The following is a 20,609-nucleotide window of genomic DNA, read 5'->3' as shown; positions in this document are numbered from 1 at the left end:
TGTTGGGCGCCCCCCCCCACGCCGGCCCGCCCCCGGAGGCCGCCCTCACCGCAAACCTCGGGGGGGCCGCGCCTCTCTCCCCCCCGGCCCCCCCCCCACCCTTGTCGTGTGCCGCTCAGCGCACCACGATTACGTCGTCCGCCGAGCGAGCCGGACGCTCCCGAGGCGGCTCGGCCGGTCGGCCCACCGCGACGGCACCCATCGGGTCCCAGCCGGCGGGCAGCGCGAGCGTGGCGCGAACCACGTCGGGACAGAACATCGTCGACGACACCCACGCGGACCCCAGGCCCTCCGCGGTCAGCGCGATCAGCAGGTTCTGTACGGCGGCGCCCGCCGCAACGGTGAACATCTCCCGCTCGGCCCGCGCGCGCACCGGGTCCGGGTAGGTGTGCGCACCCTCGGCGACCAGGCACGGCACCACCAGATACGGCGCACCGCGCAACACGTCGCCGCGCCTGAGCCGGCGCGCGATCCGCTCCTCGCTCAGCCCGTCCGCCCGCAGATCCGCCGCCCACGCGTCGCGCATCGCATCCAGGAGCGCGGTCCGAGCCGGCGCGCTCTCCAAGAGCACGAACCGCCACGGCACGGTGTGGTGCGGGGCCGGCGCGGTGATCGCGGCGCCCACCGCGCGGCGTACCGCGTCCGGATCCACCGGCTCGTCGGTGAACGTGCGCACCGTCCGACGCGCGGTGATCGCGTTTCGGGCGCCCTCGCCGACCGCCTCCTGGGTGCCGAGGCGGAACATGTCATCCTCGGCGCCGCGCACCAGCGGACGCACCCCGGCACCGTCGGCGTCGGTGACCAGGTGCCCCAGTCCGCGCACGATCGCCACCGGGACCGCGCCCGCCTTGCCCTTGACCAGCTCGGCCGCACTCGCGAGTTCGTCCACCACCGCGGTGACGGTGACCGCGAGCTCGTTGCCGTGCGTGTCGGTCCGGCCCCGGTGGTCGTCCACCGCGTCCAGTCCCGCCACGCCGATGGCCACATCGGTGACCCCGGTACGCCAGGGCCGGCCGAAGGTGTCCGACACCACGATGCCCACCCGGACGCCGGCCCGCTCGGCCAGTGCCGCGCGCAACCGGCGGGCGGAGGCGTCCGAGTCCTCCGGAAGCAGCAGCAGGGTGCCGGGTTGCGTGTTGGAGGCGTCCACGCCCGCCGCCGCCATCACGAATCCGTGCCGGGTCTCGACGATTCGGGTGCGGCCCTTGCGCGCGACCAGGCGGACCGCCTCGGCGTCGATCACCTTCTCCCGATCGACCCCGCGCAACAACCGACCCTCGGCCTTGCTGAGTATCTTCGAGGTCACCACGAGCACGTCGCCGTCGAGCAGGCCGGGCCCGTTCGGCCCCGCCGCCGCGTCCGCGATCAGCCGGCCCAGATCGGCGCCCTCGCCGATCTCGGGCAGCCCGTTCACCCCGAACACCGAGTAGCCGCGCGGCGGGGCACCCATCAGCGCACCTCGTCCGCGAGTGCGAGCGCGGCGCGGGCCATCTCGGCGGTGGCCTCGACGTCGGTCATCAGCAACGGGATCGCCCGGCAGGGGATGCCGGCCGCCTCGACGGCGAGCACCGTGTCCGCGTCCGCGGTGTCCACCAGCCAGCCGTCCAGCAGCCCCGGCCCGTAGTGCTGGGCGACGGCCGCGGCGCTCGTCTCGACGCCGACCGCCTCCAGGACCCGGTCGGCCATCCCGCGTACGGGTGCACCGCCGACGATCGGCGACAACCCGATCACCGGGGCCTCCGCGGCCACCAGTGCCTCGCGGATCCCGGGCACGCCCAGGATGGTGCCGATGCTGACCACGGGATTGGACGGCGGGAACAGAATCAGGTCGGCCTCGGCGATGGCCTCCAGGACGCCGGGCGCGGGCTTGGCGGTCTCGATGCCCACCGGCACGATCGCGTGCGCGGTCGGCGCGGCGCGAAGCCGCACCCAGTACTCCTGAAAGTGGATCGCCTTGCGTGTCCCGGGCTTGTCGGGGTCGTCGATCACCACGTGCGTCTCCACCCGATCGTCGCTCATCGGGACGAGTCGCACGCCGGGCTGCCACCGCGCGCACAGCGCCTCGGTGACCGCCGACAACGGGTAGCCGGCGCCGAGCATCTGGGTCCGCACGATGTGCGTCGCGTAGTCCCGGTCGCCCAGCCCGAACCAGGTCGGTTCGACACCGTACGCGGCCATTTCCTCGCGAATGCTCCAGGACTCCTCGCGGCGGCCCCAGCCCTGCTCCTCGTTGATGCCGCCGCCGAGCGTGTACATGACGGTGTCGAGGTCCGGGCACACCTTGAGCCCGAACAGGTGGATGTCGTCCCCGGTATTGCCGACGACGGTGATCTCCGCTTCCGGAACGGCCGCCTTGAGACCCCGCAAGAACCGGGCCCCACCGATGCCGCCGGCAAGTACAACGATGCGCATGGGGATCAGTCTCGCAGGCTGGTTGTTGGGCGACTTCGTCGCCGGCTCGCGAGGGGCCACTTTTTCGACTTCGTGTCCCTCCGCTTCGCTCCGGGCCACGAAGTCAACGTTTGCGGCTCCGCCGCTCTCCGCGCTTCGCGCGTCGATCACCGGGGGCGGGCCGGGTCGGGGGCGCTGACGCGCCGGGGGTGTGGGGGTGGCGGAGCGGGGCGGCGGGGTCGCGAGTGTGGGTGGGGCCGGGGTCGTTGTGGGCGGATTCGTTGCGGGCTTGCGTCGGGAGGGGCCGTGGCACAGGGGAGCAACGCGCCGGGGTGTCGGGTGGTGGCTTGGGGCGTTGCCCGGGGTCGTGTTGGGGTTGGTTGTGCGCTTTGCTTCTTCGGGAGCCGGGCCGTGGGGAGGCGGTGGGGTGGGGATGAATGGGTCTTACGAACGGGTGACATCGGCGCGAGTCGCGTACTTGGGCGTCGTGCGTCGACCTAGCGTTGGTGGCATGAAAATCCTGGTTACCGGCGGCGCCGGGTTCATCGGAGCACACGTCGTCGAATGCCTGACCGAAGCGGGACACGAGGTGCGGGTGCTCGACCTGGCGCCGGTCGAGGACATGGACGCGGTACAGGGCGACGTGCGCGATCCGGCAGTCGTGGAACGGGCGTTGGCCGGTATGGACGCGGTCTGTCACCAGGCCGCGAAGGTCGGCTTGGGCCTGGACCTGAACGACGCACCGGACTACGTCGGCTGCAACGACCTGGGCACCGCGGTGCTGCTCGCCGCGATGGCGCGGGCGGGTATCGGGCGCCTGGTGCTGGCGAGTTCGATGGTCGTGTACGGCGAGGGGCTGGGCCATTGCGCCGAACACGGCGAGGTGGTGCCGGGTCCGCGTCCGGTCGAGGCGCTGATGGCCGGCCGCTTCGAACCGCCGTGTCCGACGTGTGGGCAGGCGGTCACGCCCGGCCGGATCTGCGAGGAGGCGGCGCCCGACCCGCGCAACGTGTACGCCGCGACCAAGCTCGCCCAGGAACATCTGGCCGGCGCGTGGGCCCGGACCACCGGCGGCGTGGCCACGGCGTTGCGCTACCACAATGTCTACGGCCCGAGGATGCCGCTGGACACCCCGTACGCCGGCGTCGCCGCGATCTTCCGCTCGATGCTGCGCGCCGGCCTGCCCCCGAGGGTGTACGAAGACGGCGGCCAGCGCCGCGACTTCGTCCACGTTCGCGACGTCGCCACCGCCAACCTGGCCGCCCTGGACCGCTCCGGCCACGGCCTCCGCGCCTACAACGTCGCCACCGGCGTACCCCACACGGTGGGCGAAATGGCCACAGCCCTGTCCGAGGCGCACGCCGGCCCACCCCCGATCACGACCGCCGAATACCGCCTGGGCGACGTCCGCCACATCACCGCCTCGGCGACCCGCATGGAGACGGAACTGGGCTGGCAGGCAACCATCGAATTCGCCCACGGCATGGCAGAGTTCGCCGAAGTCTGAACACGCGCGCAACCAACCCCAACACGACCCCGGGCACCCCCCAATGCCCCCACCCCGACCCACTTCCATCCCGACGCGACCCACCCAACAGCCCACCCCAGTCCACCTCTGACTCGATGCGATTCACCCCACGGCCCACCCCCGGCGCGTCAGCGCCCCCGACCCGCGCCGCCCCAAGTGATCGACGCGCGAAGCGCGGAGAGCGGCGGAGCCGCAATCGTTGACTTCGTGGCCCGGAGCGAAGCGGAGGGACACGAAGTCACGAGCGAGGGGCCGCTTTTTTGCGGAGGAGCGAAGCGGGGGAGCAAAAAAGCGGTGCCTCGCGAGCCGGCGACGAAGTCGCCCAACAAGCAGCAACGCCGCGCTCGCGACTCCGGCGCCTGGGCCTGGCCACGCTCGCGACTCGGGCTGTGCGGGTCGGTCACGTTCGTGATTGCGGCTGCGCGGGTTGGCCGTCCCCGCGACTCCGGCGCCTGGGCCGGCCGCGCTCGCGACTCGGGCTGGGGGAGCCGGCTTCGGCAATTTTCGGCTCGTCGCGCCTGCGGACCGCGTTGCCGAGCCCCGCGATTCTCAGCCGATTCGGCCCATCGTGCTCTCGACCCAGGCCCGCCCCATACCCAGGCCCGCCCGCCCCAGCCGCCGCGCCGCGGCCCGCGCCGGCGCCCCCCCCGGTCCGCCTCGCCCTCGGCCGTACCCCTCCGCCACCGCCACCTGTAACGTCACGCCACCGTCGGCCCCCAGGCGCCACCCGCTCACACCACCGGCAACCTCCCGCGTTCCCAGCGCCCCCCGCCACCGGCAGCCTCACGTCACCGGCAGCCTCACCTCGAACCGGCACCCCATGCCCGTGTTGGCCACGCCGACTCGGCCCGAGTGGGCCTCGACGATTCCGCGGACGATGGCCAGGCCCAGTCCCGCGCCGCCGCCCGGGGCCGGGGTGCGTGCGTGGGTGCCGCGCCAGCCGGTGTCGAAGACTCGGGGGAGGTCCTCCTCGGGGATGCCACCGCACGCGTCGGTGACCGAGACCACGACCTCGCCCTCGGCCGTGCGTATCCCGACCGCGACCGTGCCGTCCGAGGGGGTGTGCCGGATCGCGTTGACCAGGAGGTTCGTGATCGCCCGGGACATCTCGCGGCCGTCCACCCGAACCGGCACCGCGACGATGTCCTCGCCCGCCACCCGAACCGAGCAGGACCGGGCCAATTCCTCGGTACCGGCCATCGCGTCCGCCACCAGGTCGTAGAGCGAGACCCGGGCCAGGGTCAGCTTCAGCGCGCCCGCCTGGATGCGGGACAGCTCGAACAGGTCGTCCACCATCCCGCTGAGCCGATCCACCTCGGTCCTGATCCGCCGGTGATAACGCGCCGGCTCCTCGGGCAGCCCGTCCTCCAGCGCCTCGGCCATTGCGCGCAGGCCCGCGAGCGGGGTGCGCAGGTCGTGCGAGATCCACGCGATCAGCTCGCGCCGGGCGTGCTCGACCGCCCGCTCGCGCTCCCGGGACTCGGCCAGCTGTACGCCGGCGCGCTCCAAATCCCGTCCCAGCTCCGCGAGTTCGACGACGGCCGAGACTTGGCGCGGCGGCCCGGGCGGGCCGCCGCCGAGTGCTCGGGCGGTGCCGCGCAGGGCTCGGACGTCGGCCACCACCGGGCGGCCGAGCAGCATCGCGGCACCGATCGCGAGCACGGCCGAGACCGCGCAGACCACCATCACCACGGTCAGGTCGTGCGAGGAGAGCAGCATCGCCTGGGAGACCCCGACCGTACCCGCGGCCATGCCGGCTATCGTCACCACCGACATCGCGGCCAGAGCGACCGAGAGCGAACGATTGCGCAGCGCGCGCAGGCCGAGCAGGCCCAGCAGGGTGACTCCGAGCCCACTGCCCGCCGCGATCAGGCAGATCAGCGCGAAATCCTTCACGTGCACTCGGGTTCGACCTCCAGTCGGTAGCCCACGCCCCACACGGTCACCAGGAGCCGAGGCGCGGCCGGGTCGTCCTCGATCTTCTCCCGCAGTCGCCGCACATGCACGGTCACCGTGGACTGGTCGCCGAACTCCCAGCCCCAGACCCGGCGCATCAGCTCGTCCCGGGAAAAGGCTCGGCCCGGACTGCCGAGAAAGAAGCACAGCAGGTCGAATTCACGGGCGGTGAGCGAGAGTTCACGGCCTGCGCGAAGCACCCGGTGGGCGGCGACATCCACCTCGATGTCCGCGTGCCGGAGTACCGAGGGCGCCACGGGCGGCGGAGCCGGGGCCGCGACCCGGCGCAGCACGGACTGCACCCGCAGCACGAGTTCTCGCGGGCTGAACGGCTTGGTGACGTAGTCGTCCGCGCCGACCTCCAGGCCGAGGACCCGATCGCTCTCGTCGCCCAGCGCGGTCAGCATCACCACCGGCACCGGGCCGCGCTCGCGCAGCCGTCGGCAGACGTCCAGCCCGTCCATGCCCGGCAGCATCAGGTCGAGCACGACCAGATCGGGCATTTCGGCGAACGCCAGTTCGAGCGCGGTGGGTCCGTCGGCGGCGTGTGCCGTGCCGAACCCCGCGCGTTCGAGATAGCCGACGACGACTTCGGCCACGGTCGGGTCGTCGTCGACGACGAGCACCTTCATGCCGGCGAGTGTAGGTGCGCGAAGGGGGACGATTCCGGCGGGTGGCCGATCCGTAAGAGGGCCGTAACCCACACGGCCGTATCGCCGCGACGTCAGCACTCCGTAAGCACGTCAAGCCTGGGGATGCGGTCTGCACGTACTTAGCGTGAGCCGCATGGACGCCTCTTCAGCGCATCCCGCCGAGCATCTTGTGGACGTCGTGCTGCCGTGCCTCGACGAGGCCGACGCGCTCCCGTGGGTGCTCGCCCGGATGCCGGCCGGATATCGCCCCATCGTCGTGGACAACGGCTCGCGCGACGGCTCGGCCGAACTGGCCCGGTCACTCGGCGCCCACGTGGTCGTCGAGGAGCGCCGCGGCTTCGGCGCGGCCTGCCACGCCGGGATGCTCGCGGCGACCGCGCCGATCGTGTGCTTCTGCGACTGCGACGCGTCGCTGGACCCCGGACAACTGCCCGAGGTCGCCGATCCCGTGCTCGCCGGCGACGCGGACCTGGTGCTCGGCCGCCGCCGTCCGCAGACCCTGGGTGCCTGGCCGCCGCACGCGCGCCTGGCCAATGCGGTCCTGGCCCGCCGGCTGCGCCGGCGCACCGGCGCGCGGCTGCACGACCTCGGGCCGATGCGGGCCGCCCGGCGCGCCGAACTGTTTGCGCTGGGAGTCTCGGACCGCCGCTCCGGCTACCCGTTGGAGACCGTGGTCCGCGCCGCCGACGCGGGTTGGCGGATCGCCGAGGTGGACGTGCGCTACCTGCCGCGTTCCGGTCGCTCCAAGGTCACCGGCACGGTCCGGGGCACGGTCACCGCGGTCCGGGACATGAGCGCCGTGCTCGCCCGCGCGGGGCGGCCCGCGTGAGCACCCTCGTGGTGATCGCCAAGGCGCCGCTGCCCGGTCGGGTCAAGACCCGGCTGACCCCGCCGCTGACCCCGGACCAGGCCGCGGCGGTGGCCGAGGCCGCGCTCACCGACACGCTCGCCGCAGTACTCGCGACGCCCGCCCGCCGCCGGGTCCTGGTGCTGGCCGGCGATCCCGGGCCGTGGCTGCCGGCCGGCTTCGAGGTGGTGCCGCAGGGGGTCGGCGGCCTCGACCTGCGCCTGGCCGCCGCGTTCGCCGGCTGCACCGGGCCGACCTTGCTGGTCGGCATGGACACCCCGCAGATCACGCCCGAATTGCTGACCGTGGACTGGTCGGCTGCCGACGCGTGGTTCGGCCCGGCGACCGACGGCGGATTCTGGGCGATCGGGCTGCGTGAGCCGGACCCGGCGGTGTTTCCCGGCGTGCCGATGTCGGTGCCGCGGACCGGCGCGATCCAGCGGGCCCGACTGCTCGCCGCCGGGTTGACCGTGCGCGACCTGCCCACCCTGACCGATATCGACACGGCCGCCGACCTGGCCGCCGTCACCCGCGACATCCCCGGCACCCACTGCGCCGGGGTGGCCCGCGCGCTGCTCGGCGGCGAGGTGTACGCATGACCCTGGTCCGCGACCTCGACGGCCCGGTCGACCTGGCACCGGACGCTCCGGCCGACCCGTACACGATCGCGCTGCGCGAGGGCGGAGCGCTGTACCTGCGCCGACACGGCCGCCGTCGGCAGCGCCTGGAACTGTCCCGCTGGTGCGCCGAACCGGACGCCGACGACGACACCATGCTCGCCCGCTGTATCGGTCCCACCCTGGATATCGGCTGCGGCCCGGGCCGGCTGGCCGCGGCGCTCGGTCGCCGAGGAGTGACCACCCTCGGTGTCGACCCGGTGCCGGCCGCCGTCGCCCGGGCCTTGGCCGCCGGGGCCACCGCGCTGTGCCGCTCGGTATTCGAGCCGCTGCCCGGCGAAGGCCGCTGGGCCGTCGCACTCCTCGCCGACGGCAACATCGGCATCGGCGGCGACCCGGCCCGGCTGCTCGACCGCATCCACGACCTGCTGGCCCCCGGCGGCCGGCTTGTGGTCGAGACCGATCCACAGGACGTACACGAACGCTTCGCCGCCCGCGTCGAAAACGACCACGGCGTCCGGGGCGGCGCCTTCCGCTGGGCCCGAGTCGGCACCCCCGCGCTACGCACCCTCGCCCACGCCCATCGCTTCACCATGACCGACACATGGACCTGCCCGAACCGCACCTTCGCCACCTTGTCCCGGACCTGACCAGGGGCCCACACCCATCACGCTGCCCGGTCTCGGAGCGCAAATCGGGCTGCCCGGCCTCGACATCTGTCGGGTTGCCCGGTCTCGGCGCGCGTCGGGCTTGCTCGTCCGCTCCGCGGCCGGGTGGGTCGGGACGACCGCTTCAGGTCGGCTGCCCGCCCCCGACGCAGTCGATTGCCTGTCCGCTCCGCGGCCACCGGGCCGATTGCTCCACGCCGGGCTGCTCGTCCGCTCCGCGGCCGACGTCAGGATCGGGGAGCGCTGCGTCGGGATTGCTTGCCCACTGCGTGGCAGGCGCACGGAGCACACAGCCATCCGGCCGCGAAGCGGACGAGCATCCCGACGCGGAGCGGCCGGCGGCCGCCGGGGCAACCGTGCGTACCCATACCGGGTCGCCCATGCGCAACGCGGCAAGCTGCCCCTCGGCCCTGCGCTCCTTCACCCGCCCCGACGCCCTCGCGCCACCAGCACGGCGCCCACCCCGACCGCCACCGCCGCCCACACGATGGCCAGTCCCCGGCCGTAGTGCAACGGCAGCACCGACGGGTTCTGCGTCGGCAGCGGGCGCAGGAGCGCCGGCAGCGCGATCAGCGTGCCCGCCACGCCCACCGCCAGGCCGCCCAGCACGGTTCGCCGCACCCACGCGGCCGGCCCTCGCCGCAGCCGCATCGCCGTCGCGCCGACCGCGAACACGACGACCGCGAACGCCGCGTCGTGCAGCAGCAGACCGCCGATCAGCCACTTGGCCAATCCCACCCGCTCGGACAGGAACGGGTCGTCCCACGCGCCGGCCACGCCCCACCCGATGCCGGCCACCCCGGCGGCGCCCAGTACGAGTCGAACGGCGTGCACCATCCGCCCGGTTCGTGGCGCGACCGGTTCGGGCTCCATCGCCGTGCTCATCCCAGCACCTCCATCCGGGTGACCCACTTCGTCTGAAGCACACCCGGCCGGTTCGGCGCGATGACCCGGGCCGGATACCCGTGGTCCTCGGCCAGCGGCGCGCCGCCCAGCATCAGCGCCAGCAGGGTCAGCGAGTCGCGGGACCACTCGTCCGGCATGTCCATCACCGAGTACGGACTGAACAGCTCGTGCGAGAACACCCGCAGCCGGGCCCCCGGCGGCGCGCCCGCCCGCGCCATCAGGTCCCGGATCCGCACCCCCGACCAGTGCGCCGACGCACTCCATCCCTCGACGCACGAGATCGGCAGCGTGGCCTCGTGCTGCGGCATCGCCAACAGCTCGGCCCGGGTCAGCGCGAACGGCCGCGGCCCGACCACCTCCAGGCGCCACGCCGGATCGCGGACCGCCGTCAACACGCCCGCCGCAGCCGCCGTTCGATTCACCGGCAGGCCCTGTGGGCCGATGTCCGCCCGCCGTGGGGCCAACACCGACACCCGCCCCAGCGGAGTCACCGTCTGCCCCACCGTGGCCAGCGTGACCACGCCCACCCCGGCACCGAGCACGGTGAACAGCCCACGCCGCGACGGCCCTGCCAAAGCGACCGGCACACCGCGGGGCCGCCGCCAGTGCGCCACGATCAGCGGCAGCTTCGCCGCGATGTGCAGCGTGATCGCCCCGGCCGCCACCCACGCGATCCAGTAGTGCGCCGGCACGAACGGGAACGGCCACGGATACCACTGCACGACGTTCAGCAGCCCGGTGACGAGCTCGAAGATCGCCGCCATCATCAGCACCGCGATGGACAACCGCTCCAGCGCGTGCCCGACCGACTTCGCCGGCGGCCACGCGAACAGCCGCGGATAGACCACCCACAGCTTCACCAGGAGCAGCGGCACCGCCGCGATTCCGGTCGCCACATGCAGCCCCTGGGTGACCCGATACCCCCACACCGGCCGGGACGGCAGCGCGAGCCAGTGCGGCTGATGTTGCAGTAGATGGCTGAACAGCCCGGTCAGGAAACAGGTCAGGAAGGCGAGGCCGAGCAACCGGCCGACCGACACGGCCGTACGCGGATCGTGCAGCGCGCCGCGGAACGCATCGGCCCGGAATGGACCGCGCCGCAGCGCGGCGGGTGGATCCGGCAAGCGGATGTCGAGCTTCATGCGTCCAGCCAACGCCGAAAACCCGCCGCCGGCCCGTATTGACCGCCTTACGGAGTGCTGACGGTCGGCCCGGGATGCCCCGAAAACGGCACCACCGCGGCCAGACTCGCGCCATGCCATCCCGCCCGACGAGCACGAGCACGACGACCACCGGCCCGGCAGCCACCGCCGCGACCACGATCACGATCACCGCCACCACCACCGGCCTCGCCCTCGTCGGCGCCGTCGGCTTCGCGGTGTACGGCCCGTGGACGCACCCCGGCAGCGCCGGCGTGTACGTCGTGTACGGCGCCGCCTGGGCGCTGTTCGCACTCGGCGCCCTCCTCGTGCGCCGGCTGCCGGTGCGTCGCGCGGTGCTGCTGATCCTGGCCGGAGCGGTCGTGCTGCCGGTGTCGGCGGCCGGCGCGCCGCCACGCACCAGCGACGACGCCTACCGGTACGCGTTCGACGGGCGGGTCCAGGCGGCGGGCCGCTCGCCGTACGCGCACGCGCCGATGGACCCGGAGGTGGCCCGCTTCCGCGACGACTGGCTGTTCCCGAAGGGCGAGTGCGCCGGGTGGTTCAAGCACCCGTTGCCCGACGGCTCGTGCACCCGGATCAATCGGCCCGACGTGCACACCATCTACCCGCCGGTGGCCGAGTCCTACTACTGGTTCGTGCACGCCGTCACCCCACCCGGCCGGCGCGAACCCGTCCAGGCCGCGGCCGCGTTGCTGGCGATCCTGGTGACCGTCGCGCTGCTCGTGGTGCTGCGCCGGTTCGGCCTCGACCCCAGACATGCGGTGTGGTGGGCGTGGTGCCCGATGGTCGCGCTCGAGGCGGGCAACAACGCGCACGTGGACGTGCTGGGTGTGCTGCTCATGGTGCTCGGCCTGGCCGCGATCGCCGGCCGCCGGCCGATCCTGGGCGGGCTGCTGCTCGGCGGCGCCGTCGCGACCAAGATGTTGCCCGCCGCGGCCCTGGCCGGAGGTCTGCGTCGGGCGCCGGTGCGGCTGCTCGGCTCGGCCGTGCTCACCGTGCTGCTTGTCTACCTGCCGCACGTGCTCGCGGTCGGGCCCGCGGTGCTCGGCTACCTGCCCGGCTATCTCGAGGAGGAGCGATACGACGACGGCGCGCGCTTCGGTCTGCTCGGCCTGGTGCTGCCTACCGGCCTCACCCCCTACGCGGCCGTCGTCGTGTTGATCGTGCTCGCCGTCGTGGTGGCGGCCCGCGCCGATCCGGATCGCCCGTGGCAGGGCGCACTCACGCTGACCGGCGGCATGCTGTTCGTGCTCACCCCGGCCTACCCCTGGTACGCGCTGCTCGTGGTCGCCCTCGTGGCGCTGGACGGGCGGCGCCCGGAGTGGCTCGCGCTCGGCCCGGCGGGATATGTCCTGTACCTCACCTGGGGGCTGGAACTGAGCCCCGGGCAGATCCGGGCCACCCACCAACTCGGCTACGGGGTGGCGCTGTTGTGCGTGCTCGGTGCGGCGCTGTGTCGACGGTTGCGGCCCGCGGCCGGCACCACGGGCAGGCCCGCCGCCTTCCAGGCCTGGAAGCCGCCGATCAGGTCGGTCGCCTCGGACAGTCCCAGGTCCACCAGCGACGCCGCCGCGAGGCTGGAGGCGTAGCCCTCGTCGCACAACACGACCACGCGCAGGTTCCAGCCGGTGGCCTCGGGCACCCGCGCCTCGCCCTCGGGGTCGAAGCGCCACTCCAGGTGGTTGCGCTCGATCACCAACGCGCCCGGGATCGCGCCGTCGGCGTCGCGCTGGAAGTCGGGGCGGGTGTCCACCAGCACCGCGCCGTCGCGGAACGCGGCGTGCGCCTGCTCGGGGGTCACCCGGACGAGCCTGGCCCGGGCCCGGTCCACGAGTCGGTCGACGGCGCTCACCACTGGTCTCCCGAACGCTCGACGCCGACCCGGCGCAGCGGTGCGAAGCTCGGCCGCGCGATGTCCTCGCCGGCGTCGTACAGGTTCATCGAGTCCAGTCGAGGCGTGTACACGTGCACGCTGACCGCCGGCTCGGTGCCCATGTTGGTCACCTCGTGTACATAGGTCGGCCCGAACACGCGGGTCGCACCGGCGGTGAGCACCCGCTCGCGGGCGCCGGCCCGACGCAGCGGGGTGACCACCAGGGAACGCTCGTGCAGTTCGCCGGAGACCACGGTGAACACGCCGGAGGAGCCGCCGTGGTCGTGCAGTCCGGTGCTCTGGCCGGGCAGCCAGCTCAGCAGCCAGACCTCCATGTCCTCGGTCGCGGCGAGCCGCTTGTACCAGCGGGAGATCGGGTCGTAGCGGACCTGGTCGAGCTCGGCCGCGACCAGGCCGGCATGCTGCCGGGCGAGCGCGGCGAGTCGGGCGACGGCCGGACGCACGGGGGGAGCGACGGGGAGGGCGAGCACGGCGGGGGCGGCGAGCGGGTCGCCGGCGACGGTGATGTCGCTGGACATAGGGGAGTCCTTCGGGATGTCTGCGCGATTCTTCTGGCGCGGCGGATCAGGCGAACGCGGCGGATCGAAAGCGAACACGCGAGCGGCCGACAGCAACCCGAACGGACATTCGGCCGAATCGAACGGCCGTGCCGATAAAGGGGGAAAGAGTGCCGCCGCTTGCGCGGAGGACTGCCGAAAAGGCGTCCTCAGGCGATACAGCCCGGACAACAGCTGTACACGTGGTCGCACGGCGGACACAGCGCGCTGAACACCCGACGGACGTCGACAGGACGACTCCGGTACCGGCTGCAGCGTGCGGACATGGGAAAAGAAGACCGTCTACGGGGTGGCCCTGTCAACTCGCCGCGGTCCGCCGACGCCGGTCCTCACCCGAATCGGGCGGCAGCTGCCCGATTCGGGTGAGGAATCCTGGGAAGGGATTGAAGCCCGCAGGGCACGGGGAGGCCCATTTTCGGGTGACCTCGACGCGTGGCCCGGATGTGTGACCTCGGTCATCATCGCGGTTTTCGGGCCCGTCCCGGGAACTGTGCGGACGGTGTGAGGCGTAGTCCATTGCAGAGGTCATCACGGGTTGGCATCGAATGTCGTCGCGCCCCCGCCGGTACGCTCCCCGCCCGGAACGTCGAGGCGATCGCGTGACATAGCGTTTGTCCGAATCTGTCCATCTATGTGGTCAATTCGGATTGCTGTGGTCCCGGGGAGTGAATCCCCGCTCTAATAGCAGAGCCCAGCTTGACGTCGCAGCAACGACGCGCTTGTAATTTCACACACGTCGTGAACCGTTACCGGTAACGGCTTAATCACGGGGACGCAAAAACGGGTCGAGGAGGCACGCGATGGGCGAGCTGTTCCAGCTACTGGTCGCCGAGGGCGAGAGCGAGGAGGAGGAGCTCGGTTGGCAGGAGCGCGCACTGTGCGCGCAGACCGACCCCGAGTCGTTCTTCCCGGAGAAGGGCGGCTCGACGCGAGAGGCCAAGAAGGTCTGCCTCGCGTGCGAGGTGCGCGACGAGTGCCTGGAATACGCGCTGGCCAACGACGAGCGCTTCGGGATCTGGGGCGGATTGTCCGAGCGCGAGCGGCGCCGGCTCAAGAAGGCGGCCGTCTGACCGTCGCCCGCTGACGGTCGTCGGGAGAGGCCCCGACCCGAGCAGAGCGGGCGCGGGGTGCCCGTCGCGTAGTGTGTTGGCCGTTCGGCCGGATGCCGGACCGCTGGTACCACGCCGCTTCGAGCCCCCCGGGGTCCCCGCACTCGATGTCACTTTTCAGCCATCAGTCGGCATACGCGCAAGCTCCGGCTTTTCCACGGCACATCGTCACCGCGATCCTCGTCGCCCACGACGGGGCACGCTGGTTGCCTCGCACACTGACCGGCCTGCTCGGTCAGGAGCGCCCGGCCCAGCGCGTCGTCGCGGTCGACACCGGCAGTACCGACGCCTCGGCCGGTCTGCTGGAGGACGCGCTCGGTCAGGGCTCGGTGCTCCATGCCGAGCGACGGACCACGTTCGGTGCCGCCGTGAGTGAAGCCCTGCGTGCCGCGCCGTACGTCGACCCCGCGTCCCTGCCCTACCGGACCGACGCGTACGACGCGTCGGACCCGTACGGCGACACCGATCAGGACCGCCCGCCGCGGTCGACCGAACCGGTCGAGTGGCTGTGGCTCCTGCACGACGACAGCGAGCCCGCACCCGACGCGCTGCACCTGCTGCTGCGCGCCGCCGACGAACTGCCCTCCGTGGCCGTGCTCGGCCCCAAGGTGCGCAGTTGGTACGACCGCAGGCAGCTCCTGGAGGTCGGCACCACGCTCACCGGCAGCGGCCGGCGCTGGACCGGCCTGGAGCGCCGCGAGCAGGACCAGGGCCAGCACGACGCGGTCCGCGGCGTGCTCTCCGTCTCCAGCGCGGGCATGCTGGTGCGCCGCGACGTGTGGGAGGGCCTGGGCGGCTTCGACCCGCACCTGCCCCTCGCGCGCGACGACACCGACTTCGGCTGGCGGGTCAACGCCGCCGGACACCGCGTGGTGATCGTGCCGGACGCGGTGGTGCAACACGCCGAGGCGGCCACGCGCGAGCGCCGGCCGATCGATGTCGCGGCCGACCGCCCGCACCGGGTGGACCGCGCGGGGGCCGCCTTCACCCTGCTGGCGAACACCACCGGTGCCGGCTGGCCGCTGCTCTGGTTCCGGCTGTTGTTCGGCGGGCTGTTCCGCACCCTGGGCTACCTGCTCGGCAAGCTACCCGGGATGGCCCTGGACGAACTGCTCGGCACCATGTCGGTGTTGCTGCGTCCGGGCGCGTTCCTGTCCGCACGCCGCGCCCGGGCCCGCACCCGAACCATGTCCGACAAGGACCTGGGCGACCTGTTCCCCAGCCGTGCCGCCACCGTGCGCCATGCCGCCGAGGGTCTGCTGGGCAACCTGCGGCGGAGCGAGGAACCGGAGACCCGGTCCGGGCGACACAGCAGCGCCGAATCGGGCCCGGTCGACGCGGACGCCGAGTCGCTCGACACGGAGAACTTCGTCAAGCTGCGCATGCTGATGCGCCGCCCCGGACTCTCGCTCGCCGTCGCACTCACCCTGATCACCCTGTTCGCCGCCCGCGAGTTGCTCGGCGGCGGCAGCCTGTTCGGCGGCGCCCTGCTGCCCGCGCCCGAGGGCGCGGCGGACCTGTGGCACCGCTACCGCGACACCTGGCACGGCGTCGGCTTCGGCGAGGCGGCGAGCGCACCGCCCTACGTCGGCGCGCTGGCCGCGTTCGCGACCCTGCTGCTGGGCAAGGCCGGCACCGCGGTCGCGGTACTGCTGATCGGCAGCGTCCCGTTCGCCGGGATCAGCGCCTACCTGTGCTCACGCCGACTGGTGTCCGCGCCGGGCGTGCGAGTGTGGGGCGCGGCCGTGTACGCGCTGACCCCCGTGGCCACCGGCGCGATCGCCTCCGGTCGGATCGGCACCGCGGTCGCGTTGGTGCTGGCTCCCGTGGTCGCGCGCGGCGCGGCCCAGGTGTTCGGCGCCGGCGACCTGAAACCGTCCATGCGCGCGGCCTGGGCCACCGGACTGGCCCTGGCCGTCGCGGCGGCGTTCACGCCGCTGCTGTGGCTCGCGGTCGCGTTGATCGCGCTGATCGCCGTCGGGGCGTCCTTCGCGGGGCTGCTCGGCCCGCGACCGGGAATGGGCCTGCTGCTGCGCATCGGTGTCGTGCTCGGCACCCCGCTCGTGCTGCTCGGCCCGTGGACCCTGGCCCTGGCGGGCAAGCCCACGCTGTTCCTGACCGAGCCCGGACTGGCCGGCGACGCACTGGCCGAGAAGGGCACCAGCCCGGTCGGCCTGCTGCTCCTGGACCCGGGTGGTCCCGGGACACTGCCGGTGTGGCTCACCGGCGCGCTGCTGTTGGCCGCGCTGGCCGCGTTGTTGCGCGACTCGCGCCGCGCGGCGGTGCTGGGCGCGTGGGCGGTGGCCGTGGTCGGCCTGGTCCTCGCGGTCGTGGTCAGCCACGTCGAACTCACCGTCGAGGCCACCGGCGACAAGGCGCCCGCCTGGCCCGGCGCGGCCGTGGTGGTGATCGCGCTCGGCTACGTCGCCGCGGCGATGGTCGGCGCCGAGGACGCCCGCACCCGAGTCGCGGCCGGCAGCTTCGGCTGGCGCCAGCCCACCGCGGTGGTGCTGGCCGTGCTGGCCGGACTCACCCCGGTCGTGGCCGCCGGGGCCTGGCTGTGGCAGGGCGCCAACGGGCCGCTGGAGCGCCGTGACCCGGTCGTGGTGCCCGCGTTCGTGGCCGAGGAGGCCACCGGGCCGCGGCATCCGCGCACCCTGGTGCTGACCTCGCCCGAGCCGGGCAACGTCGCCTACACGATCGTGCGCGGCGCGGGCCCGGTGCTGGGCGACGCCGAGCTGGCGCCCAAGGCGTCCACATACCGGCAGTTCGACACGTTCCTGGGCAAGCTGCTCTCCGGTGGCGGCGGCGCGACCGCGAACATGCTCGTCCCGTACGGCATCGAGTTCGTCCAGCTCAAGCCGCCGGTGGGCAACGAGCTGACCACCCGCCTCGACGGCACGCCGGGCCTGGCCCGGGTCGGTGCCACCCAGGGCGCCACGCTGTGGCGCCTGCAGTACCCGGTCGGCCGCGCGCTGATCGTCGACCCCGACGGTCGCAGCGTGGCGGTCCCCTCCACCCGTGAGGGCGTGTCCACCCGGATCGAGGCCGGCCCGCAGGGTCGGATCCTGCGGCTCGCGGAGCGCGCCGACTCGGGATGGCAGGCCACCCAGGGCGGGAAGAAGCTGACCGCCCGCACGCTGGACGGCTGGGCGCAGGGCTTCGAACTGCGCCCGGAGGCGGGCCGGCTCGAACTCACCCACGCCTCCGGCGGACACGGCATCTGGCTGCTCGTGCAAGGCGTCCTGGTGTTCGTCGTGTTCGTGATGGCGCTGCCCGCCCGCAGGCGCGGCACCGACGACGACCTGCCGGACGACGCCGGCTCGACCCCCGCCGCCGGCGAGGGCACCGGGCGACGCGCCCGCCGGGCCAAGACCGAGGCCGAGGAGCCGGTGCCGGCCCCGGAGGCGGTACCGGTCGCGGTGGCCGCCGACGGCCCGGACGCATTCGGCTTCCCCGAGCAGCGCACCGACCCGGCCGAGGCGCCGGTGCCGGCACCGGCGTGGAACGGCGCCGCCTACGACGCCGCGACGCCGGCGTACGAGCAGTACCCGCAGCAGGACTACGGGCAGGAGTACCAGGGCTACCCGGACTACCAGGGTTACCAGTACGACCAGGGCACCCCGGTCGCGCCGGGTGCGCCGGACGGTTCGGAGGCGGCGGGCTCCTACGGCTGGGTTCCGCCCCAGCCGCAGCACCCCGTCTACGACGAGTACGGCAACGTGGTGCCCGCGCCGCAGTACGACCCGAACGCCTACCCGGACCACGGCGGCGGATGGCCGCCCGAGCCGAGCTCGGGTGACCAACCGTGGCCGCCGCCCTCGCAGGGAGACCGCCCGTGAAGCGCACCACCCTCTCCCTGGCCGTCGTCGTCGCGCTGCTGGCCGCGGTCGTCGGTCTGGCGATCGTGACCCGCCCGACCGAGAGCAAGGCCGCGCCGCCGCCGGCGGCGAGCCGGGTGCCGGTGCAACAGGCCGAGCTGAGCTGCCCGTTCATCCGGGAGCTGCCCGGCAGTTCGACGGGGGTGTCCGCACTGACCCCGCCCGCGCAGAACGCGGCGGGCGGCGGTGAGGCGAGCGTCGTCGACCTCGGCGACCGGACCAAGGTGCGCACCAAGGTCGAGGCCCCGGGCAAGCTCGCGAGCTTCGGCGTGGACAACGTCGACGTCCCGCCGCTCGTGGGCAACGCCGCCGGGGCGTTCGCGCCGGGCTTCTCGGCCGGCGCGGTCACCCGCGTGCCCAGCGGCGCCGGTCGCGGCCTGGCCGGCCTGGCCTGCGAGGCGCCGACCACCGACCGCTGGTTCGTGGGCACCTCCACCGCCGAGAACCGCGACGCGTACCTGTACCTGTCCAACAGCAAGGACACGCCGGCCGTCGTCGATCTGGAGCTGTTCGGGCCGAACGGCCCGATCGAGGCCGAGGCGGGCCGCGGGCTGACCCTGGCCCCCGGCGCGACACTGCCGGTGATGCTGCGCACGCTCAACCCGAGCGCGGTCTTCTCGGGCGTGGCGGTGCACGTGATCGCCCGCACCGGCCGGGTCGGCGCGGCGATCCGGGACCAGGAGGGCGCGGTGGGCACCGACTGGCTGCCCTCGGCCGGGGCACCGAGCCGCAACCTGGTGGTCGCCGGCCTGCCCGCGTTCACCGGCGACGCGGGCAACGTGCAGCTGATGCTGCTGTCGCCGAGCGGCGAGAGCACCGACGTCCAGCTGTCCGTGGCCGGCAAGGTGAACACCTTCAAGCCGGTCGAGCACGAGAGCACCGAGGTCAAGGGCAACAAGGTGACGGTGATCGACCTCGGCCCGGTCACCCGGAGCGACGCGGGCGCGCTGCGACTCACCTCCGGGCGCGCGGACATCATCGCCGGCGTCCGGGTGGTGCAGGGCACCGGAGCGGACGCCGAGGTGGCCTTCCTGGCCGCCGGCCCCGAACTCGCCGGGCGCGCGGTGGTCGCGGAGAACCGCACCGGCGGCGCGGTCACGAGCACGATCTCGCTCACCGCGCCCAAGGGCCCGGCCAAGGTCAAGCTCACCTCGATCGGCGACAAGGGCGAGCCGGTGTCCGCAGACGTGGAGGTGCCCGCCGGGACCACGATCCAGGTGCCCGCTCCGGCACCCGCCGGCGCCGCCCGGTTCGCGGTGATCGCCGAAGCACAGCCGGGCTCGCAGCCGGTGCACGTGGCGCGCACGATCACCGAGACGATGGGCAAGACCACCGCGTTCACGGTGCAGCCGTTCGTGCCGACGACGGAGACCGTCGTGGTGCCCAACGCGCGCGAGGACCTGTCCCTGCTGGTCCCGCAGAAGTAGCACGCCGCACCGCGCCGGAAACGACACGGCCCGGGTCCCCCGCGACGGGGACCCGGGCCGCTGCGCTGCGTGCGCTCAGTCGTCGGGGTCGATGGTGTCCGGATCCATGCCCAACAGGTCGGCGACCTGCTCCACGAGCACGTCGTTGACCAGCATCTCCAGCTCGGTCCGGCCCTCCGCGCGCAGTTCCAGCGGGCGCCGGTACAGGATGATCGTCGCCGGGACCCCTTTGGTCGCCGGCACCAGCCGGCCCAGCGCCACCGCCTCGTCGCCGTTCACCGCGGTCTCGGCCTCGGGCACGTCCAGGACCGCGAAGCGGACCTCCTCCAGTTGCGGCCAGCGCTTGGCGAGCCGTTCGACGACGTCGGCGGCGAGGTCGTCGAACCGCTGCGCGCGGGTGAGCGCGATCGGCACGGGGGGCGGGGCGAGCGGGCCGCGCATGCCGCGGCCGTGCCGGTCGCGCCGACTCCGGCGCCGCCGGTCACGCTCACGAGGAGAAGAGGGGACCGAGTGCTCGTTGTGCACGGGACGAGCTTAGGGCCTGCCGGCCCGATGCGGATCGGTCCACGCGGGCCCGTTCGCGCGGGAGCCGGGGCGCCGAACGGCGGTGCGAGACGCCGCCCGCACCCTGTGAGGAGCGACACGTGAGTCACACCGCACCCGGATACGACGCGGGTTCGGTCCGCTTGCGGTACCGTCCATCGTCGTGAGCCCTGTACGTCGCTGTTCGCGGACCGCCTGCGGCCGAACCGCAGTCGCCACGTTGACGTACGTCTACGCCGACTCCACGGCCGTCCTGGGCCCTCTCGCGACCTACGCCGAGCCCCATTGCTACGACCTGTGCGCCGAGCACTCGGAGCGGCTGACCGCGCCGCGTGGTTGGGATGTCGTGCGCCTGGCGCCGGATCCGAGCGCGGGCAAACCCAGTAGCGACGACCTCGAAGCGCTGGCCAACGCCGTGCGCGAGGCCGCCCGCCCGCCGCAGCCCCCGCCGCCCGCGCCCGAGCCGCCG

Annotated in this window: 17 protein-coding genes and 1 pseudogene; 9 read left to right on the top strand and 9 right to left on the bottom strand. The window is 73.5% G+C overall.

The features are described from left to right. Window positions 1–115: 115 nt before the first annotated feature. Together ABZS54_RS34580 and cofD are read right to left on the bottom strand one after the other, a co-directional pair. Window positions 116–1,450 carry a coenzyme F420-0:L-glutamate ligase gene (locus ABZS54_RS34580; RefSeq protein WP_355545348.1) on the bottom strand — a complete coding sequence of 445 codons (1,335 nt, stop codon included), beginning with the start codon at window positions 1,448–1,450 and terminating at the stop codon, window positions 116–118. Next, complete coding sequence (gene cofD, locus ABZS54_RS34575; RefSeq protein ID WP_355545345.1) at window positions 1,450–2,412, bottom strand: 2-phospho-L-lactate transferase; 963 nt, start codon at window positions 2,410–2,412, stop codon at window positions 1,450–1,452. The genes ABZS54_RS34580 and cofD overlap by 1 nt, the downstream gene beginning before the upstream one ends. Window positions 2,413–2,902: 490 nt before the next feature. On the opposite strand from cofD, the gene ABZS54_RS34570 reads away from it, so the two are divergent. After that, window positions 2,903–3,898, top strand: a complete 996-nt coding sequence (locus ABZS54_RS34570) for an NAD-dependent epimerase/dehydratase family protein (RefSeq protein WP_355545342.1) — start codon at window positions 2,903–2,905, stop codon at window positions 3,896–3,898. A gap of 804 nt (window positions 3,899–4,702) precedes the next feature. On the opposite strand, the gene ABZS54_RS34565 is transcribed toward ABZS54_RS34570, so the two are convergent. After that, on the bottom strand, window positions 4,703–5,815 hold the full coding sequence (locus ABZS54_RS34565) for a HAMP domain-containing sensor histidine kinase (RefSeq protein ID WP_355545357.1): 1,113 nt from the start codon (window positions 5,813–5,815) through the stop codon (window positions 4,703–4,705). Then, window positions 5,812–6,507, bottom strand: a complete 696-nt coding sequence (locus tag ABZS54_RS34560) for a response regulator transcription factor (protein ID WP_355545339.1) — start codon at window positions 6,505–6,507, stop codon at window positions 5,812–5,814. The genes ABZS54_RS34565 and ABZS54_RS34560 overlap by 4 nt, the downstream gene beginning before the upstream one ends. Before the next feature lie 154 nt (window positions 6,508–6,661). Between ABZS54_RS34560 and ABZS54_RS34555 the strand changes: the two genes are divergently transcribed. From ABZS54_RS34555 to ABZS54_RS34545, 3 genes are read left to right on the top strand one after another with little or no spacing between them, the layout of a single operon-like run. Continuing rightward, window positions 6,662–7,357 (top strand): glycosyltransferase family 2 protein, encoded by a 696-nt coding sequence (locus tag ABZS54_RS34555; RefSeq protein ID WP_355545336.1) that lies wholly within the window; start codon window positions 6,662–6,664, stop codon window positions 7,355–7,357. After that, window positions 7,354–7,974: a TIGR04282 family arsenosugar biosynthesis glycosyltransferase gene (locus ABZS54_RS34550; RefSeq protein ID WP_355545333.1), complete on the top strand. Its 621-nt coding sequence runs from the start codon at window positions 7,354–7,356 to the stop codon at window positions 7,972–7,974. Before ABZS54_RS34555 ends, ABZS54_RS34550 begins: the two co-directional genes overlap by 4 nt. Then, window positions 7,971–8,642, top strand: a complete 672-nt coding sequence (locus ABZS54_RS34545; protein WP_355545330.1) for a methyltransferase domain-containing protein — start codon at window positions 7,971–7,973, stop codon at window positions 8,640–8,642. Before ABZS54_RS34550 ends, ABZS54_RS34545 begins: the two co-directional genes overlap by 4 nt. A 438-nt stretch (window positions 8,643–9,080) precedes the next feature. On the opposite strand, the gene ABZS54_RS34540 is transcribed toward ABZS54_RS34545, so the two are convergent. Next, complete coding sequence (locus ABZS54_RS34540; RefSeq protein ID WP_355545327.1) at window positions 9,081–9,545, bottom strand: hypothetical protein; 465 nt, start codon at window positions 9,543–9,545, stop codon at window positions 9,081–9,083. Further along, window positions 9,542–10,708 carry a molybdopterin-dependent oxidoreductase gene (locus tag ABZS54_RS34535; RefSeq protein ID WP_355545324.1) on the bottom strand — a complete coding sequence of 389 codons (1,167 nt, stop codon included), beginning with the start codon at window positions 10,706–10,708 and terminating at the stop codon, window positions 9,542–9,544. Before ABZS54_RS34535 ends, ABZS54_RS34540 begins: the two co-directional genes overlap by 4 nt. Between ABZS54_RS34535 and ABZS54_RS34530 the strand changes: the two are divergent. Beyond that, a pseudogene (locus ABZS54_RS34530) lies at window positions 10,654–11,970 on the top strand (glycosyltransferase 87 family protein); the annotation flags it as partial. The gene ABZS54_RS34535 and the pseudogene ABZS54_RS34530 overlap by 55 nt on opposite strands. 173 nt (window positions 11,971–12,143) lie before the next feature. Here the strand turns inward: ABZS54_RS34530 and ABZS54_RS34525 are convergent. Both ABZS54_RS34525 and ABZS54_RS34520 read right to left on the bottom strand, forming a co-directional pair. Continuing rightward, window positions 12,144–12,581, bottom strand: coding sequence for a rhodanese-like domain-containing protein (locus tag ABZS54_RS34525; protein WP_355545321.1), 438 nt, complete (start codon window positions 12,579–12,581; stop codon window positions 12,144–12,146). Then, window positions 12,578–13,141, bottom strand: coding sequence for a cysteine dioxygenase family protein (locus ABZS54_RS34520; RefSeq protein ID WP_355545318.1), 564 nt, complete (start codon window positions 13,139–13,141; stop codon window positions 12,578–12,580). Before ABZS54_RS34520 ends, ABZS54_RS34525 begins: the two co-directional genes overlap by 4 nt. Window positions 13,142–13,980: 839 nt before the next feature. On the opposite strand from ABZS54_RS34520, the gene ABZS54_RS34515 reads away from it, so the two are divergent. From ABZS54_RS34515 to ABZS54_RS34505, 3 genes are all read left to right on the top strand, one after another. After that, window positions 13,981–14,250, top strand: coding sequence for a WhiB family transcriptional regulator (locus ABZS54_RS34515; protein WP_355545315.1), 270 nt, complete (start codon window positions 13,981–13,983; stop codon window positions 14,248–14,250). A gap of 92 nt (window positions 14,251–14,342) precedes the next feature. Continuing rightward, window positions 14,343–18,131 carry a glycosyltransferase gene (locus ABZS54_RS34510; protein WP_355545312.1) on the top strand — a complete coding sequence of 1,263 codons (3,789 nt, stop codon included), beginning with the start codon at window positions 14,343–14,345 and terminating at the stop codon, window positions 18,129–18,131. Next, complete coding sequence (locus tag ABZS54_RS34505; RefSeq protein ID WP_355545309.1) at window positions 18,128–19,597, top strand: DUF5719 family protein; 1,470 nt, start codon at window positions 18,128–18,130, stop codon at window positions 19,595–19,597. The genes ABZS54_RS34510 and ABZS54_RS34505 overlap by 4 nt, the downstream gene beginning before the upstream one ends. Window positions 19,598–19,672: 75 nt before the next feature. Here ABZS54_RS34505 and ABZS54_RS34500 read toward each other — a convergent pair whose 3' ends face one another. Continuing rightward, complete coding sequence (locus ABZS54_RS34500; protein ID WP_355545354.1) at window positions 19,673–20,038, bottom strand: metallopeptidase family protein; 366 nt, start codon at window positions 20,036–20,038, stop codon at window positions 19,673–19,675. 223 nt (window positions 20,039–20,261) lie between these two features. Between ABZS54_RS34500 and ABZS54_RS34495 the strand changes: the two genes are divergently transcribed. Next, on the top strand, window positions 20,262–20,609 hold a 348-nt coding region (locus ABZS54_RS34495; RefSeq protein WP_355545351.1), incomplete at its 3' end, for a DUF3499 domain-containing protein.

The sequence above is a fragment of the Embleya sp. NPDC005575 genome, assembly GCF_040605455.1.
In the GTDB taxonomy this organism is placed as follows: domain Bacteria; phylum Actinomycetota; class Actinomycetes; order Streptomycetales; family Streptomycetaceae; genus Embleya.
The sequence above is the reverse complement of the archived record's forward strand: the minus strand, read 5'-3'. Positions and strand labels throughout refer to the sequence as shown.